We start from the raw sequence: 17147 nt of genomic DNA on the forward strand, positions 1-17147 counted from the left end.
CTTCACACCTCGAGCACGCCGTCCTCGTCGTAATGCGCGGCGGTGACGAACTTCGGCTTGAACACCACGCACCAGCTCGGCACGATCAGCACCGCGGCGATGGCATTGACGACGAGCATGTACACCAGCAGCAGCGCGGCGTCGGACTGGAATTTCAGGTCGGACATGAAGATCCACAGCACCACCCCGGCGATCAGCGTCGCGGCGGTGAAGGACACTGCCGAGCCGGTGGTGGCGACCGCCTTGATCACCGCCTGCTTCATGTCGCCCAGTTCGGCGAATTCCTCGCGGATGCGGTCCATGAAATACACCGCGTAGTCGATGCCGACGCCGACGCCGACGGCGATCACCGGCACGGTATTGACGCTGATGCCGATGCCGATCGCGCCCATGTAGGCATAGGTCATCAGCGTGGCGAACAGCATCGGCAGCACCATCAGCCAGCCGGCATGGAGCGAGCTGTAGTAGAGCGACACGATCAGGAAGGCGAAGACCATCACCGCCGGAATGATGATCAGGTGGTCGGTGTGCAGGGCCTGGTTGGCCGCGGCGGTGACGCCGATGATGCCGCCGCCGAGCTCGATGTGCAGCCCTGGCACCTCGGCCTCGGCCCGGCGCGCGCCCTCCTCGGCCAGGGCGACGACCCGGTCGATGGTGTCGGCCTGGTGGTCCTTGTAGTAGAAGACGATGTTGGCCTCGTCCTCCTGCGCATTGACGAACTCCTTCAGCGCGCCGGGAATCGGGCTGGAGGCCATGTAGGCGAACATCAGGCCGCCGATTTCCTCGGCGCTGTCGGGCAACTGCATCCAGCGCGGATCGTCGTTGTGGGTCAGCTTGTTGACCACCCGCACGACGCCCGGCAAGGCCTTGGTGCCGCCCAGCGCGGGGTCGGACATCATGTGCGCCTGGAAGCGCTCGATCGCCGCCATGACCTCCGGCCGCTTGATGCCGCCCGGCTCGTCGGTATGGGCAAGGACGTGCAGTTCCTCCGAACCCGGGAAGCGCTCGTTGATCGCCGTGGTCAACACGTTGTAGTCGTGATGGCGGTGCAGTAGCGGCGAACCCGGCTCGGTGTCGCCCATCTTGATCAGGCCGAGCAGGTACATCCCGCCGAGCGCGCCGATCAAGGTCAGCACCAGGATCGAGCGCGCGCCGCCGTCGGTGCCGCCGGTCTTGGCCATCGCGCCGCCGAGGATCGCCGGCATGAAGTCGTTGCTGTTTTCGGTCTTGCGCGGCGCGGGCAGCACCGACAGCGCCAGCGGCACCATGAAATGCACGGTGAAGATCACCGAGATGCCCCAGAAGCCGGCGGCGATACCGAGCTTGTGGTTGAACGGCGCCGCGCCCAGCACCAGCACCGCCAGGCCGACCGCATCGACGATGATCGCCAGCGAACCGGGGCGGAACAGGGCGTCGAGCGCATTGCGCGCCGCCTTCTGGCCGTCCTTCACGATCGCCAGTTCCTCGTAGTAGCGCGCCACCAGTTGCACGCCGTGCGAGGTCGCGCGCGCCGCGATCAGGAAGGGGATCGGCAGCGACAGGGGCTCGAGGTTGATGCCCATCAGCGCCATGAAGCCCAGGCCCCAGATCGTCGATAGCGCAATGCCCAGCATCGGCAGCGCGATGCCGTACAGCCGGCGGAAATACACGATCAGCAGCAGCGCCAGCAGCATCAGCGTGAACACCATGATCCGGATGATCTGGTCCAGGTAGGTGTAGACCCAGCCGGTCAGCACCGGATTGCCGGTGACATGGATGGCGTGCCCGGGCGTGGCGAGCTCCTCGCGCACCTTCTGCAGGGCCGCGAAAGTCGCCGGGTAGTCGATGTCGCCTTCGTTGAGCTGGGCCTTGATCAGCGCCGCCTTCAGGTCGGGCGAGACGAGCAGACCGTACATCGTCGGGTTGGCGATGACGTCCTTCTTCAGCTGCTCGAGCTCGGCCACGCTGCGCTCGGGCTTCTGCGGGTCGTAGTAGGACTCGGAGGCGAAGCCGCCCTGCTCGTCGAGGAAGATCTTGCGTGCCGTCCGGTGCGTCAGGCTGGACACCAGGTTGTGGTTGACGCCCGGCAGGCTGTCAACGCCCTGGGTCGCCTCGTGGATCAGGCGCAGCGTGCGGTCGTTGAAGATGGTGCCCTGCTCCACTTCCACCGCCATCACCACCATGTTGGCGCCGCCGAAGTTCTCCTTCAGGCGGTTGTAGGTCTGGATGTAGGAATGGTTCTGCGGCAGCAGATCGGAAAAGTCGGTGAACACCCGCAGCCGCGGCAGCGCCAGGCTGAACAGGACGGTGCCCAGCAGGATCAGTGCGAGGATGGTCTTCGGATTGGCGAAGATCCATTCCTCGGCGACGTGCAGCCTGTGGGTGATGGAGTGACGCAGCTTGCTGACCAAGTTCCTGTCCTCCTCAGTTGGCCCGGATGCCGATCACGCGCAGCAGACCGCCGGGGCTACCGGCGGCGAGCGCCGATTGCCCCGGCAGCGAAGCGCCGGCACCGAAGAACACGGGCAGGGGGTCGGGGTAGGCGACGGCCTGCCAGACGCCCTGCTCCAGCCGCGCGACCGTGCCGCCCGCACCGACGCCGTACGGCACGCCTTCGTGCATGAACAGGCGGTAGAGCGGCGCGTGGGTGTTGTTGGCCTGCCGCGCCCAGCTCCGTCCGCCATCGGCGGTGTGCAGGATCTGGCCGGCGATGCCGCTCACCCAGCCTTCGTCGCGGGAGGCGAACAGCGCGGCATACGGGTAGAACTCGTTCGGAATCGGCTCGAGCCGATTCCAGCTCGCGCCGCCGTCGGTGCTGACGGCAACCAGGCCGAACTCGCCGACCGCGATCGCATGCTCGCCATCGACGAACTGCAGGGCGGTGATCTGCGCATCCTCGTCGAGATCGACGTGCGACCAGGACGCCCCCCGGTCGGGCGAGTGCGCGATGCCGGCATGGGTGCCGGCGACCCACCATCCCCCTTTGGGATCGCAGGCGATCGACAGCGGCACGCTCGGCTCCTCGAACGCCGAGGATGCGGCGACGGCGCCGTCGGCGGCGATCGCCACGACGCGGCGGTAGAAATCCAGCGCGATGAAACTGCCGTCCGGGCACTGCGCCGAGTCGATCAGCGATGCGCCATCGACGCTCGTGCGCTGCCAGCTGTGGCCGGCGTCGGTCGATACCAGCATGGACCCGGCCTGCGTGCCGGCAATGACGACCTGCTGGTTGGCATTCAGGGTCTGGATGACGTGGTAGCGCTGCAGCGGGCGTTCCGCCTGGGCGCGGACCGCCGACAAATCCGGCTGGGCCTGGCAGGCAGCCAGCGACAACGCGCAGGCAGCCGCCAGCAGCCCCGGGCGCAAGAGCCCGTCGGCAAGATGATTCATTGTCTCCTCCTCTCCGGCGCCGCGTCGCGGCCCCGGCGCCGGCAGTCGGGGCCGGCTGGTCTTGTTCGTTCAGCGCATCGGGAAGGCGCGCTTCAGGCTTGTCCGCCCGCTTCAGATCTTCTTGAACAACGGGCTGCGGACCTGCTGGACATCCGCCGCGGAGAAGAACTTCTCCATGTAGATGTCGCGCTCGAACAGGCGGCCCTGCATCAGCGCGGTGATGCAGGCGTCGATCATCAGCGGCGGCCCGCACAGGTAGGCCTTGTGGCCGCGGAAATCGCCGTTGAAATGGGCTGCCGCCGCCTCATGGACGAAGCCGCGGAAACCCGTCCAGCCGGAATCGGCCGGCTCGTCCGACAGCGCCGGCACGTAGCTGAAGTTGGGATGGCGCCCGGCAAGCGCGAGAAACTCATCGTGGTAGTACAGTTCGCCGCGATGGCGCTGGCCATACACCAGCGTCATCGGCCGCGTGTCGCCGGCTTCGAGCAGGTCGAGGATCATCGAGCGCGGGCTGGACAGGCCCGAGCCGCCGGCCATGAACAGCAGCGCCTCGGGCGCCGACTTGCGCACGAAGAAGCGGCCATAGGGGCCGGACAAACGGACCCGCTCGCCGGCCGCGAGGCTTTCGTGAACCCAGGTGGTGCCGCGGCCGCCCGGCACGATGCGGATGTTGAGTTCCACTTCGCGGCCGGTCGAGGGCGGGTTGGCGAGCGAGAAGGCCCGGCTGTACTCGCCGCCTTCGAGGAAGAAATTGACGTACTGCCCGGCCTGGAAGTGCATCGGTTCGTCGGTCTCGATGAACACCGCCTTGATCGTCGGCGTCAGCGATTCGATCCGCGTCACGGTGCCGGGGAAGTCCCGCACCGGGATGGATTCGGCATCCGCCTCCTCCTCGATCTCGGCCTCGATGGTGACGTCCGACTCCAGCCGCGCACAGCAGGCCAGCGCCTTGCCTTCGTCGCGCTCGAAGTCCATCAGCGCGAAGCTCGAGGCTTCGCCATGGTCGATTTCGCCGTCGACCACCTGCACCTTGCAGGTGGCGCACAGGCCGTGGCAGCAGGCGTGGGGCAGCCAGATGCCGGCGCGCAGGGCGGCGTCGAGGATGGTCTGGCCGTCTTCGACCTCGATCGTCTGGCCGATCGGTTCGATCGTCAGTTCATGACTCATGATGCGTTTCCGTTGTCTCTGTCGTTCGGCAGGCGGAGGCGGCGGGCGCCGCCGCCTCCGCCTGTTGCGCTCAACTGCAGGAGCCCTCGATGCCGGTGAGGCCCGGGGTGCGGAAGCGAAGCACGTCCTTGTGGCGGAGTCCGTTGTCCGCCAGCGACTTGCCGAAGTCGGGGGCGAAGGGCTTGCCGGACTTAAACCACTCGGCCTTCGCCCAGTCGATCCGGGCGAAGTCGGGGTGGTAGCCGAACGAGCCCGGCAGCACACCTTCGACGACGTCGCCGAAGCGCATCGTCGGCGGGAAGGCAAAGGCGAAGGGCGCGCAGAACATCAGGTGATCCTCCCAGCCGATGTAGAGCAGTTGAGCGCCGTGGAACTTGTCGATCGAATCGGCAGGCGGAAAGTCGTAGGCCTTGATGGCGGCAACAGCCATGTCGTGTCTCCTCGGTGTTTTTGTCAGATGTTCCTGGTCGCCTGGCCGCGCCATTCGGCGAAGTTCTTCCGGTCTTCCGAGACCTCGAAATCCAGGTTGTCGCGGCCGTGTTCCAGGTTGTAGTACTTGAGCACCTCGGCCAGCGGGTCGAAGCCTTCCACCGTCGGATCGGTGCCTTCGGGGAAGCAGTTGCCCTGGTAGATCTGGTGCACCGGCAGCCAGGACTGCACGTACTTCTCCGGTTCGTCCTCGAAGATCTTTTTGCAGTGATCCGAGCAGAAGTGGTACTTGTCGGCCTTGTAGTCGACTTCGCGGTAGCAGGTCTTGGTGGGATCGCCCGGTTCGGTGAAGACCATCGGGATCTGGCAGACCTGGCACAGCATCGGCAGCGTCCTGCTGTAGAAGCGGTTGCCCTTGGCCGCCTGCTCGCGCCAGAACCGGTAGCGCGGGCGGTAAAGCTTGTTGAAGCTGTCGGGATACTTGCTCGACAGCCACTGCATTTCGTCGTCGTCCGGCATCCAGGTGTGGAAGTTGGCGGCGGCGGCGTAGTTGTAGAAGGTGCTCCAAGCCTGGTGCGCCAGGTGATCCTTTTCGAGCGCGATCTGCTCGGCGCACTTGGGCATGGTGATGCCGTAGCGGGCCAGGTCCTTGAACAGCGCACCGCCGTTCTCCTCGAAATAGACCTCCCAGGCTTCCTTCCAGCTCATCGTGCGCTTGGGCAGCATGTAGTCCATCATCATCGCCACCAGCGTCAGCACGCGGTAGCCGCGCCAGGTCCACTTGTCGATCCAGCGCTGCACGATCGGCACGTTGGCGGGATCCTGCTCGAGGATGAACTTGATCACCTCCAGGCCCAGCGTCATGTGGCGCGCCTCGTCGGACTGGGCCGAGAAGCCGAAGGTCATCGTGCCCATGTCGCCGTTGTAAGCCGCGCCCGAGACGAAGGGGACGAACAGCAGGTTGGTCAGCACGTACTCGAACGAGAAGCCGATCGCCACCATGAACTCGAAGGGGCCGGCGGTCAGCGCGTCGTCGAAGAAGCTCTTGGGCACCGACAGGAACCACACGCGGTCATGGGCGTGGTGGAAGTCGTGCATGCCGTTGTAGTACTTGTTGTAGTTCGAGATCGAATGCACCTGGGTCTGGGCATGGCGGATCTCGTCGATCGACTGCATCAGGCAGGCGACGCGCGGCCCCGGGCCGGGGAAGGCGCGGCCGGCGTGGGCGAAGCCGCGGTGGGCGACGTATTCGAGCGGGCTGATGCCGCTGATGAACAGCTTGACGGCATTGATGTAGCGCGCGTCGGTGACGTTGAGGTGGCCGTTGTTCTGGTTGAAGGCGTCGATGATCGCGTAGAGCTTGCGTTCCTTCTCGGCCTGGTACTTCCAGTAGGCGTCCATCGTCAGGCGGAACGGATCTTCCCACTTGTCCCAGTCGTGGATCTTGATGCCCTCGTAGGCGACGTAGGGATAGATGTCTTCCATCTTCTGGTAGGACGGCGTCCAGTCGAGGCCGCGGGTCATCACCGCGTAGCGCTCCTTGAGGCCGAGTTTCTTCTTTGCAACCTGCATATCCATTTGGGTGTCTCCTTGGCGTGCCGGCTCAGGCGTTCCAGTACAGGACCATCTCGTCGTCGGTCTGGTCGAGGTTGCCGCTCATCGTGATCAGATTGACCTGCAGCTCCTGCAGGTCGAACGGGCGGCCGATCAGCTCCTCGATCGTCTCGCGGCGGATGAGCAGCCTGCCCGGGGCGTCGATCTTCACCATCGCGGGCTGTTCATTGACGACGGCATCGGGGTTGTCCTGCACGATGGCCTCGATGACCTGGCGGGTTTCTTCGTTGGTCTGCAGCGCGATGAATACGGTGGACATTGGGGGAATTCCTCAGAGGGGCACGCCGGCCTTGGCCATGCGCGCGTTGAATTGCTGGACGATCTCGGCGGTCAGTTCGTCGGCGCGCTCGCCCAGCGCGATGCGCGACACCGGCAGCAGCGCCGCCGCCGCGCGATCGCGCCATTGGCCGATCCAGCCGGCAAGGACGGTCTTGTTGTCGGCCGATTCGGCGGCGGCGGTCTTGACCGTGGCGTCGATCCACTTGCGGGTTTCGGCATGCCAGTCGGTCATGAACTGGGTCAGCATCGCCACCGGCGTGCCGCCCTTGGAGGAAAGCACGTCGTCGATGATCGTTTCGTACACCAGCGGGTACAGCAGGCCGTCGAGCGCCACGTTCTGCGCCACGAACAGCTCGAACGGATCGCGCAGCACCATGGTGTCCTCGACGTAGCGGCGCAGCCCCTGCCAGGTGTCGTCTTCCATCCATGCCTGCTTGCCCGCATCGAGCGAATCCACGTCGCCCAGCAGCAGGCCGACGCGGGTCAGGTACTGGGCGATGCCGAGCTGGTCCATCGCGTGGTAGATGCAGGGCTGGGTGAAGGCCGTGCCGTAGCCATAGGCACAGACGGCGGCGTTGTTCATGTTGGCGCCCCAGGCCACGTGCCGCAGCGGGATCAGCAGCGCCAGCACGGTGTCGCGGATTTCGTCCGGCAGCGTCTCAGCCAGGCCGCGGTTCTCGACGAAGTCGAAATTGGCCTCGGCGGTGTCCTGCTGCTTGGCGCGGGCAAGGGTGTAGGCACCGTAGTAGAACTGGCGCGGGTCCTTGAAGCTGTACCAGTCGGCCATCCTGATCGCCGTCCGGTCGCGGTCGTAGATCAGGTGCTCGGGGTCCCAGGTCGGGCGATAGTGGTAGTTCGCCTCCTGCTGCATGTCCAGCGTCCCCTCCTGGTAGCGGGATGCCGGCTTGTCCGCGCCGATGCGGCGGGCGATGTTGTCGAAGGTGTGCCGCAAGGGCTTGATGCTCACGGTGCGCAGATCCATCTGCATGAATAGCTCCTCCTTTTCGTCGTATGGCCGCGCTCAGCGGAAACGCTGTTGCGTGGCTTGATGCAGATTCCAGTTCCAGTCCTGGGCCTCTTCCGCGCATTCCTCCTGCCGGGGCTCGAGGAAAGTAACGGCGTTGGCCTGGCAGAACGACGCGTAGCCCTCGGCCGGCAGCAGCATCTCGGCGTAGAGCTCGGGGTCGCCGATGGCGAACTCGAACTCGACGAACCCATCCGGCCTGCGCTCGATGAGGCGCACGAACTTGCGGCTGACGTCGATTGCAGGCTCGACATGCTTCATGTCCTTCCCCTCCTCCGGTTTGATCAATGCGGAATCGCGACAGGACAGCCATAAACAACTTCCGTGCCAATCTCGCAAAACTCACCGTTTACACGCTGTTTTCCATTTATCTCGATATTCGTCCGCATATCGCCAATGCCCGGCGCTTCACCAAATGATCAATCGATCCAATTGAGTGATCATTTGATTCACTGGATTTATTGCCGTGCAACATCAACCGCGGAAAGCAGGACGGGCCGGAGACATCCGTCTGCCGGCCCGCCCTCGTTTGCCCTTCTCCCGGGCAGTCGTCCGCTCAAGCCCCGGTTTCCGCGAGAACCGATCGGGCGCCCTTCCCTGGCGTCTCGATCTTGCGGTCACTGATTGAACGAATTGGTCCGCGCTGCCGGTTCCCCCGCAGCGCATCGGCACGATCATGCCAGCGAGCTATTTCTCGAGATTTTCGTTCGGATGCGCGGTTTTCGACCCCAAAACACACCTGGCTCGTTTAAGCTTCGCCCGATATCCGGACGACGACAGGGTCGCAGGAAGACCATCCGCCGCAGAGCGGAGACGACGTGCATCAGGAGGAGACCTTGACCACCATCCAATACCCGGAGAGCGCCGACCTGCGCAGCCTGCTCCGGTTCACGCCCGAGGACGGGCACATCTGGCTGGGCGAGCACCGCATGCTGCTGCTGCATGTGGGCGCGATGTCCGAACTGCGCAAGGAACTGATCGCCTCAGTCGGCCGACAGCAGGCGCGACGCATCCTGACGCGCATCGGCTTCGCCTCCGGCATGCGCGACGCCGAACTTGCGCGCAAGGCCCGCCGCGCGAGCGAACCCGCGGATGCCTTCGTCGTCGGCCCGCAGTTGCACATGCTGGAAGGCTGTGCGCGGGTCGAGCCGGTGCGCCTGGAGTTCGATGGCCCGGGCGACAGCTTCTATGCCGAGTTCCTGTGGCACGACACCTGGGAGGCCGAGGCCCACATGCAGGCCTACGGCGAAGTGGACCAGCCGGTGTGCTGGATGATGATCGGCTACGCCTCGGGCTATACCAGCGCCTTCATGGGGCGCTTCATCCTGTTCAAGGAAACCGAATGCGCGGCAACCGGCTGCGAGACCTGCCGGATCGTCGGCAAGCCTGCCGAGGAATGGCCGGACGCGGACGAGCTCAGGCCTTATTTCGAGGCCGATTCGATCGTCGGCCGCCTGCTCGAGCTGCGCGAGGAGATCGAGGCGATGCGCCGCACCATCGCCTGTCCGCGCAAGACACCCGACCTGATCGGCAGCACTTCGTCCTTTCTCCACGCCTACGACCTGGTCAGCCGCGCCGCCGCGACCAGCGTGTCGGTGCTGCTGCTCGGCGAAACGGGCGTCGGCAAGGAACGCTTCGCCCGCACCCTGCACGACATGAGCGCGCGCAAGGACGAACCCTTCGTCGCGGTCAACTGCGCGGCGCTGCCCGACGAGTTGATCGAATCGGAACTGTTCGGCGTCGAGCGCGGCGCCTTCACCGGCGCCCATGCTTCGCGCGCGGGCAAGTTCGAGCGCGCGCATGGCGGCACGCTCTTTCTCGACGAAGTGGGCGAACTGCCCCTGCCCGCGCAGGCGAAGCTGCTGCGTGTGCTGCAGGAGGGCGAAATCGAGCGGCTGGGCGACGAGCGCACGCGCAAGGTCAATGTCAGGCTGGTCGCCGCCACCAACGTCGACCTGCAGAAGGCAGTCAGCGCCGGCACCTTCCGCCGCGACCTGTTCTACCGCCTCAACGTCTATCCGGTGACGATTCCGCCGCTGCGCGAGCGCATCGGCGACATCCCGGCCCTGGTCGAAGCCCTGGTCCGCCGCTTCGAGACGCTGCACGGCAAGCGCCTCGCCGGCGTCAGCGACAAGGCGATGCACGCCCTGAAGCAGCACCCCTGGCCCGGCAACGTCCGCGAACTGGAGAACGTCCTCGAGCGCGGAGCGATCCTGGCGCCGCAAAACGGCCTGATCGAAGTCGAGCACCTGTTCATCGGCGCCCTGCCGGACGCCTGCCAGGAACACGCGCTCAGCGCCCAGGGCGGGCTCGAGGCGGCTCAGCCGCCGCCACGGGATCTGGTCGCCGCCGTGCTGGAGTCCGGCATTTCACTCGAGGCATTCGAGCAAAGCCTGCTGAATCGCGCAGTGGCTCGGGCCAATGGCAACCTTGCCGCAGCAGCCCGGCTGCTCGGCATGACGCGGCCCCAGCTCAACTACCGGATCAAGAAACAGGCCGGCTGAATGGACAACGCCCGCGCATCCGCCATGAGAAGGCGGATGCGCGGGCGTTTTCGGCACGCCGGAAACGGCGCGGCTTACTTCTTGGCGGCAGCCAGGCCGTGAACGATTTCCTTCTTGGCTTCCTCGACCGAGCCCCAGCCCACGACCTTGACCCACTTGCCCGGCTCCAGATCCTTGTAGTGCTCGAAGAAGTGCACGGTCTGCTTCATCAGCAGTTCGGGCAGGTCGTCGGTGGTCTGGACCTTGTCGTACAGCGGGGTCAGCTTGGACACGGGCACGGCCACGACCTTGGCGTCGACGCCGCTTTCGTCTTCCATCTTCAGCACACCGACCGGGCGGCAGCGGATGACGACGCCGGGGGCCAGCGGGAAGGGCGTCACGACCAGCACGTCGACCGGATCGCCGTCACCAGCGATGGTGTGCGGCACGTAGCCGTAGTTCAGCGGATAACGCATCGACGTGCCCATGAAGCGGTCGACGAAGACGGCACCGCTGTCCTTGTCCACTTCGAACTTGATCGGATCGCCCTGCGCGGAGATCTCGATGATGACGTTGATGTCGTTCGGCACGTCCTTGCCGGCGCTGACCAGATCGAAACCCATGATTCCCTCCCGTGGAAAATTGTGCGCGGATTATAGGGGGAAATGAACAGGTCTTGCACTGCATCATCACCCCCGAGCCACACCTGCGGCACCCGACCCGGAACGTCAGGTCAGGCAGACCACACCTTCCCACAGCGCGCCGCCCAGCGTGGGCGCATGGATAAGGCCGAACACGCCGAAGCCCAGTACCAGCAGGCCGGAGGCGAAACGCACCTTGGGGTTGCGGGTGAAGTCGCGGAAGCGCTTGAACAGCATGCCGGCGAGCAGCAGGTTGGGCAGCGTGCCGAGGCCGAAGGCGAGCATCAGCCCGGCGCCGCGCGCGCCTGAGCCGGTGACGAGGGCGGTGGCAAGAATGGAATAGGTCAGGCCACAGGGGATGAAGCCCCACAGCAGGCCCAGCGGCAAGGCCTGCTTGACCGAGCGCGCAGGCAGGAAATGCCGCGTCGCCGGCTGGATGCGACGCCACAGCACGTGGCCGGCACGCTCGACCGGCGCCAGCAGGCGGGTGAAGCCGGTGAGATACAGCCCGAGCGCGACCAGCATCAGGTTGGCGAGCACGTACAGGCCCATCTGCACCGGCAGCATGCCGTCGTACAGCATGCCGACGGAACCCAGCGCGCCCACCAGGCCACCGAGCGCGGTGTAGGTGGTGATGCGGCCGATGCTGTAGGCCAGGTGCAGCGGCCACTGCGGCCTGCCGCCGGGCACCTGCACCTGGGCGGTGAGCGCGCCGACGATGCCGCCGCACATCGACACGCAATGCGTGCCGCCGAGCAGGCCGATCAGGAAGACGGCGAGGTAGCCGGTTTCAGGCATGGAGCAGTGAAGAAAGGAGAGGAAAGGCTGCCCATTTTACGCACAGGCACGCCGCAAGGCTGCGGCGCGGCGACGCAGGCGGGCTCGCCCGCCCGGGCACAGCCCCTATCCTCGTCAGATCACGCGCGAGTAGCGCGCACGTTCGCGGTCCGCGCGCAGGTAGCGGTCGAACACCATGGCGATGCCGCGCACCAGCAGGCGGCCGGCCGGCTCGACGCTGATCCAGTCGCCGTCGATCTTCACCAGGCCGGCCTTCTGCATTTCCTGCAGGTCGGCGAGTTCGCTGGCGAAGTACTCGCGGAAATTAATCAGGTGGGCGATCTCGATCGACTGCATCGACAGCTCGAAGTGGCACATCAGCGCCTGGATGATCGAGCGCCGCAGCAGGTCGTCCGCATTCAGCTCGATGCCGCGCAGCACCGGCAGCTCGTCGCGGTCGAGGGCGTCGTAGTAGTCGTCGAGCGTCTTGACGTTCTGCGCATACACCGGGCCGATCTTGCCGATCGCCGACACGCCGAAGGCCAGCAGGTCGCATTCGGCCTGGGTCGAGTAACCCTGGAAGTTGCGGTGCAGCCGGCCCTGGCGCTGGGCGACGGTCAGTTCGTCGTCCGGCTTGGCGAAGTGGTCCATGCCGATATAGACGTAGCCTGCTTCGGTCAGGCGGCGGATGCCGAGCTGCAGCAGCTGCAGCTTGGTGTCGGCGGTGGGCATGTCGTCCTGCGAGATGCGGCGCTGCGGCTTGAACAGGCCGGGCAGATGCGCATAGCTGTAGAGCGAGATGCGGTCGGGCGAGATTTCCAGCACCTGTTCGAGCGTGCGGTTGAAGCTGATCACGTTCTGCTTGGGTAGCCCGTAGATCAGGTCCATGCTCACCGACTTGAAGCCGTTGGCACGCGCGGCATCGATGACGAGCTTGGTTTCGTCGAAGCTCTGGACGCGGTTGACCGCTCGCTGGACATCCTCGGCGAAGTCCTGCACACCGACGCTCATGCGGTTGAAGCCGAGTTCGGCCAGCAGCGCGACGGTGTCGTAGTCCACCTTGCGCGGGTCGACTTCGATGGAATATTCGCCGTTCGGCACCAGCGTGAAATGCTCGCGCACCGAAGCCATCAGTTGCCGCATTTCGTCGTGCGACAGGAAGGTGGGCGTTCCGCCGCCCAGGTGAAGCTGCGTCACCTGGTGGCCGCCCTCCAGACAGGCGGCCTGCATTTCGATCTCCTTGGCCAGGTATTTCAGATACTTGGCCGATCGCCCGTGATCCTTGGTGATGATCTTGTTGCAGGCGCAGTAGTAGCAGATCGTGTTACAGAACGGGATGTGGAAGTATAATGAAAGAGGTTTGCTGACGCCGCCGATGGCTCGCTTGGCAAGCCAATCCTTGAGGGCATCGGCGTTGAATGCCTCGACGAAGCGATCCGCAGTGGGATAGGAGGTATACCGCGGACCGTTGATGTCGAATCGGCGGATGAGCTGCGGGTCGAAAATGAGTTCGTTCTGGTCGGTCATGATCTGAAGCTTGAGTGTCTGCCGAACAATGGCAGAACACCACAATATTTTGGTTGACGTGGATCAACGGGCAGGGACGGACCGGAACCGATGGACTGGTGGGGGCGCCCGAGACAGTGTCTGAAGGGAACGGAATTATCGTGCAGATGAGGGCAAGCGTGCCAGTGACCATGAACGGGCTGAAGACGGCCTGTTCGCAATGCAATCTCGTGGAGCTGTGTCTTCCCTTCGGTATGTCCGACAGCGAACTGCACCAGCTCGACGAACTCGTCGGCGGGCGCCGCAAGGTCAAGCGCCAGCAGAGCCTGTACCGCGCAGGCGACCCTTTCGAGGCAATCTACGCGATTCGCGCCGGCTCGTTCAAGACCGACGTGCTGCTCGAGGACGGCCGCGACCAGGTGACCGGCTTCCAGATGACGGGCGAGATCCTCGGCCTGGACGGCATCAGCACCGAAAGCCACAGCTGCAACGCGGTGGCGCTGGAAGACAGCGAAGTGTGCGTGATTCCCTACGCCAAGCTCGAGCAGCTGTCGCATGAGGTCGATGGCCTGCAGCACCAGTTCCACAAGGTCATGAGCCGCGAGATCGTGCGCGACCACGGCGTGATGATGCTGCTCGGCTCGATGCGCGCCGAGGAGCGGCTGGCGGCCTTCCTGCTCAACATGTCGCAGCGCTTCACCGCCCGCGGCTTTTCGGCAGCCGAATTCCACCTGCGCATGACGCGCGAGGAAATCGGCTCCTACCTTGGCCTCAAGCTCGAAACCGTGTCGCGCGCATTCTCACGCTTCCAGGAGGAAGGCCTGATCTCCGTGCAGCAGAAGCACATCCGCCTGATCGACAGCACCAGGCTGCGCAAGCTGGTCCAGCACCAGACGGCAGGCTGCGGACGCTGAAAGCCCCTGCCGGTTGGCCTGCGGCGCCCTCCCCCTCGACCTATCCCGACTGGCGCTTCAGGCAACGGCAGCCAGATAGCCCGCAGCGTTCTTGGTCAACGCCACCGACACGATCCACGCATACACCGCAACTGCCGCAGCAAACGCGAACACCCGCTGGGAACACGTCCTGCCGCGCTTGAGCGCGATGGTGCCGAGCAGGATGTAGGCGATGAGCCCGATCACCTTGGCCGTCACCCAGTCGGCCTGGAAGGGATACTGCTGGATCATCACGGCGAGCACGATGGCAGTGATCAGCAGGACGCTATCGACGACATGGGGCAGCACCCGCGCCGGCAGGCTCTTCAGCAATGGGCTGCCGCTGATCATCCAGTAGCCTCGCAGCAGGAAACCCAGGATGCTGAGCGCCACACAGGTGACGTGAAGGTGCTTGATGGCGAAATACATGTTCTTCCTCTTTTCCAGGGGCGCCACAGCCGCCACGGCCCCTGCCCTCAATTAGAATGGAGGCCGACAAACGAGACGGCTTCCCACCCAGGAGCGCCCGCACATGGCCAGCCCCCCACCCATAGACATTCCCACGCTGCTCAAGCGCATCCCGCTGTTCAGCGAACTGTCTGACGCCGACCTCGAGCGCGTCGGCCGCTACACCCGCGACCGCCACATCGCCCGCAGCGAAGTCCTGTTCCAGCGCGGCGACCAGCCGCATGGCTTTTACTTCGTCGTCTCGGGCCAGGTCAAGCTTGCCTTTTCCTCCCCCCAGGGTACGGAGAAGGTCGTCGAGATCGTCGGCCCGATGCAGAGCTTCGGCGAAGCGGTGATGTTCATGAACAAACCCTATCCGGTATTCGCCGAAGCGCTGACGGAAACGACGCTGATCCACATCGGCCAGGCAGTGGTCAGCGAACTGATCGACCAGGACCCGTCATTCGCCCACAAGCTGCTCGCCGGCATGTCGATCCGGCTGCACAGCCTGGTCCACGACGTCGAAACCTATTCCCTGCGCTCCAGCATCCAGCGCGTGATCGGCTATCTGCTGCAGGTCGCCGACAGCGACTCGCCATGCGAGATCGACCTGCCCACCAGCAAGCAGGTGATCGCTTCGCGCCTGAACCTGACGCCCGAGACGCTGTCGCGCATCTTCCACGATCTCAGCGAATCCGGCCTGATCAGCGTGCACGGCAAGCACATCACCTTGCACGACCCTGCCCGCCTGGCACGCCATCAGGTCTGAACCGGCGCCTCAGGGCTCCAGCACGTAGCTTCCCGGTGCGGGACACAGCGCCGGGAAGCTGTCGTTCGCGGCCGGACGCGCGTTCAACTTCCGGGCCGACACGCGGCTTGAGCCAGCGCATCCAGTCCTCCCACCAACTGCCTTCATGCGGTTCGGCGCGCTGGTGCCAGGAGTCGGTGGTATCGGAGCGATGCGTATCCGCCACCCAGTAGCGCCGCTTCGGCGGATGCACGACCGGATTCAGGATGCCGAGGATGTGCCCGGAACTGGACAGCACATAGCGCCGGCTGCCGGTGACATGGTTGTTGATGGCGAAGGTCTGGCGCCAGGGCGCGATGTGGTCGTCCTCCGCCGCCACTGCATACAGGGGCTGGCGGATCAGCGACAGATCGAGCTTCTCGCCGGCCACTTCCAGCGCATCGGGCTGGATCAGCTTGTTGTGCAGGTAGAGCTCGCGCAGATACCAGGCGTGCATCGCATGCGGCATGCGGGTGGAATCCATGTTCCAGTAGAGCACGTCGAAGGGCGGCGGCGTCTCGCCATACAGCCAGCCGTTGACCACGTATTGCCAGATCAGGCTGTTCGAGCGCAGCAGGCGGAAGGACGCTGCCATCTCGGCCCCATCCAGGTAGCCCTTCTGCTCCATCTTGTTGCACAGGTAGTCGATACTGCTCTTGTCGATGAAGACTTCGATATCACCTGGCTTGTGGAAATCGATCAGCGTGGTGAATAGCGTCCAGTCAGCGACCGGCACAGCGTCCTCGCCATAGCGGCGGTTGGCCCAGGCCATGTACATCGACAGCGCCGTGCCGCCGATGCAGTAGCCGACCGCGTGCACCTTGTCCGCACCGGTGAACTCGCGGGCGACGCGGATGATGGTTTCGACCCCGTCGAGCAGGTAGTCGTCGAAGGTGGCGTCGCGTATCGACGCATCCGGGTTTTTCCAGCTCGTGATGAACACGTCCAGCCCCTGGTCGAGCAGGAAGCGGACCATGCTCCGCTTCGGGTTCAGGTCGAGCACGTAGAACTTGTTGATCCAGGGCGTGACGATGACGACCGGCTCGGCATGGACACGCGGCTGGCTGGGCGCATAGTGGATGACTTCCAGCATGCGGTTGCGGAAGATCACTTGACCCGGCGTGGTGGCGAGGTTTTCGCCGACCTTGAAATCGTCCGGGTCGGTCATCCTGATGTCGCCTGCCTTCAGGTCGGCGATGAAGTTCTCGAAGCCTTTCACGAGACTGGAGCCGCGGCTTTCCAGTGCCTTGCGCAGGGCCACCGGATTGGTCAGCAGATAATTGGTCGGTGACACCGCATTGAGCCAGTTCCTCCACCAGAATGCCGCCCGCCGCCGCTCCTTGTTCGACAGGGCCGGGGTCTCGTAGAGCATGTCCTGGGTATGGTGGGTGAAGGCGAGATACCATTCCTTGATCAGGTCCCAGGTCGGCGACTCGGTCCACACCGGATCGGCAAAACGCGTGTCATCCTGATGCGGCTCGATCGGATCGCTGCTGGGCAGGCCGACCGCACGGTTCCAGGTATGCCACTGCAGACGCCACAGATCGGACGACAGCCGCACGGCACGCTCCGCCAGTTCCTGGGGATGGGCCAGCCAGGCGAGCTGTGCATGAACGATGGGTGCCGCCAGACCGAGCGGATCGGCCGCCTCGGCGATGCCTTCGTTGATGCGATGCAGGGTCTTGTATATCT

15 protein-coding genes and 1 pseudogene are annotated in these 17147 nt (G+C 64.9%); 3 read left to right on the forward strand and 13 right to left on the reverse strand.

Annotated features, from left to right (window positions below):
• Positions 1-2: 2 nt before the first annotated feature.
• The 8 genes from QM748_RS09670 to QM748_RS09705 form a co-directional block, all read right to left on the reverse strand.
• Positions 3-2390, reverse strand: coding sequence for an efflux RND transporter permease subunit (locus QM748_RS09670; protein ID WP_415246779.1), 2388 nt, complete (start codon positions 2388-2390; stop codon positions 3-5).
• Positions 2391-2403: 13 nt separating this feature from the next.
• Positions 2404-3369, reverse strand: a complete 966-nt coding sequence (locus tag QM748_RS09675; RefSeq protein ID WP_415246780.1) for a WD40/YVTN/BNR-like repeat-containing protein — start codon at positions 3367-3369, stop codon at positions 2404-2406.
• 111 nt (positions 3370-3480) lie between these two features.
• Positions 3481-4536 carry an NADH:ubiquinone reductase (Na(+)-transporting) subunit F gene (locus QM748_RS09680; RefSeq protein ID WP_415246781.1) on the reverse strand — a complete coding sequence of 352 codons (1056 nt, stop codon included), beginning with the start codon at positions 4534-4536 and terminating at the stop codon, positions 3481-3483.
• Positions 4537-4606: 70 nt separating this feature from the next.
• Positions 4607-4966, reverse strand: a complete 360-nt coding sequence (locus tag QM748_RS09685; RefSeq protein WP_415246782.1) for a phenol hydroxylase subunit P4 — start codon at positions 4964-4966, stop codon at positions 4607-4609.
• A 23-nt stretch (positions 4967-4989) separates the two neighbouring features.
• On the reverse strand, positions 4990-6543 hold the full coding sequence (locus tag QM748_RS09690; protein WP_415246783.1) for an aromatic/alkene/methane monooxygenase hydroxylase/oxygenase subunit alpha: 1554 nt from the start codon (positions 6541-6543) through the stop codon (positions 4990-4992).
• 25 nt (positions 6544-6568) lie between these two features.
• A complete protein-coding gene (locus tag QM748_RS09695; protein WP_415246784.1) occupies positions 6569-6838 on the reverse strand; it encodes an MmoB/DmpM family protein in 270 nt (89 codons plus the stop codon).
• Positions 6839-6850: 12 nt separating this feature from the next.
• The gene (locus tag QM748_RS09700; protein WP_415246785.1) at positions 6851-7846 is read right to left on the reverse strand and encodes an aromatic/alkene monooxygenase hydroxylase subunit beta; all 996 of its coding nucleotides are present in this window, start codon (positions 7844-7846) and stop codon (positions 6851-6853) included.
• Between the two features lie 33 nt (positions 7847-7879).
• Entirely contained in the window at positions 7880-8143 is a 264-nt protein-coding gene (locus QM748_RS09705; protein ID WP_415246786.1) for a phenol hydroxylase subunit, read from the reverse strand.
• Positions 8144-8718: 575 nt separating this feature from the next.
• Between QM748_RS09705 and QM748_RS09710 the strand changes: the two genes are divergently transcribed.
• Entirely contained in the window at positions 8719-10386 is a 1668-nt protein-coding gene (locus tag QM748_RS09710) for a sigma 54-interacting transcriptional regulator (RefSeq protein ID WP_415246787.1), read from the forward strand.
• A 74-nt stretch (positions 10387-10460) separates the two neighbouring features.
• Here the strand turns inward: QM748_RS09710 and ppa are convergent, their stop codons facing one another.
• The 3 genes from ppa to hemN all read right to left on the reverse strand — a co-directional run bounded on the left by ppa (position 10461) and on the right by hemN (position 13310).
• Positions 10461-10988, reverse strand: coding sequence for an inorganic diphosphatase (gene ppa, locus QM748_RS09715; protein WP_415246788.1), 528 nt, complete (start codon positions 10986-10988; stop codon positions 10461-10463).
• A gap of 105 nt (positions 10989-11093) precedes the next feature.
• A complete protein-coding gene (locus tag QM748_RS09720; RefSeq protein ID WP_415246789.1) occupies positions 11094-11804 on the reverse strand; it encodes a sulfite exporter TauE/SafE family protein in 711 nt (236 codons plus the stop codon).
• A 114-nt stretch (positions 11805-11918) separates the two neighbouring features.
• Entirely contained in the window at positions 11919-13310 is a 1392-nt protein-coding gene (gene hemN / locus QM748_RS09725; RefSeq protein WP_415246790.1) for an oxygen-independent coproporphyrinogen III oxidase, read from the reverse strand.
• 146 nt (positions 13311-13456) lie between these two features.
• Here hemN and fnr point away from each other — a divergent pair, with 146 nt between their 5' ends.
• Complete coding sequence (gene fnr, locus QM748_RS09730; protein WP_415248045.1) at positions 13457-14203, forward strand: fumarate/nitrate reduction transcriptional regulator Fnr; 747 nt, start codon at positions 13457-13459, stop codon at positions 14201-14203.
• Between the two features lie 57 nt (positions 14204-14260).
• Here the strand turns inward: fnr and QM748_RS09735 are convergent, their stop codons facing one another.
• On the reverse strand, positions 14261-14650 hold the full coding sequence (locus QM748_RS09735; protein ID WP_415246791.1) for a SirB2 family protein: 390 nt from the start codon (positions 14648-14650) through the stop codon (positions 14261-14263).
• Between the two features lie 103 nt (positions 14651-14753).
• Here QM748_RS09735 and QM748_RS09740 point away from each other — a divergent pair, with 103 nt between their 5' ends.
• Positions 14754-15437 (forward strand): Crp/Fnr family transcriptional regulator, encoded by a 684-nt coding sequence (locus QM748_RS09740; protein WP_415246792.1) that lies wholly within the window; start codon positions 14754-14756, stop codon positions 15435-15437.
• Positions 15438-15446: 9 nt separating this feature from the next.
• On the opposite strand, the pseudogene QM748_RS09745 reads toward QM748_RS09740, so the two are convergent.
• A pseudogene (locus QM748_RS09745) lies at positions 15447-17133 on the reverse strand (PHA/PHB synthase family protein).
• Between the last annotated feature and the right edge of the window lie 14 nt (positions 17134-17147).

This window comes from Thauera sp. (assembly GCF_047601425.1).
Taxonomy (GTDB): domain Bacteria; phylum Pseudomonadota; class Gammaproteobacteria; order Burkholderiales; family Rhodocyclaceae; genus Thauera.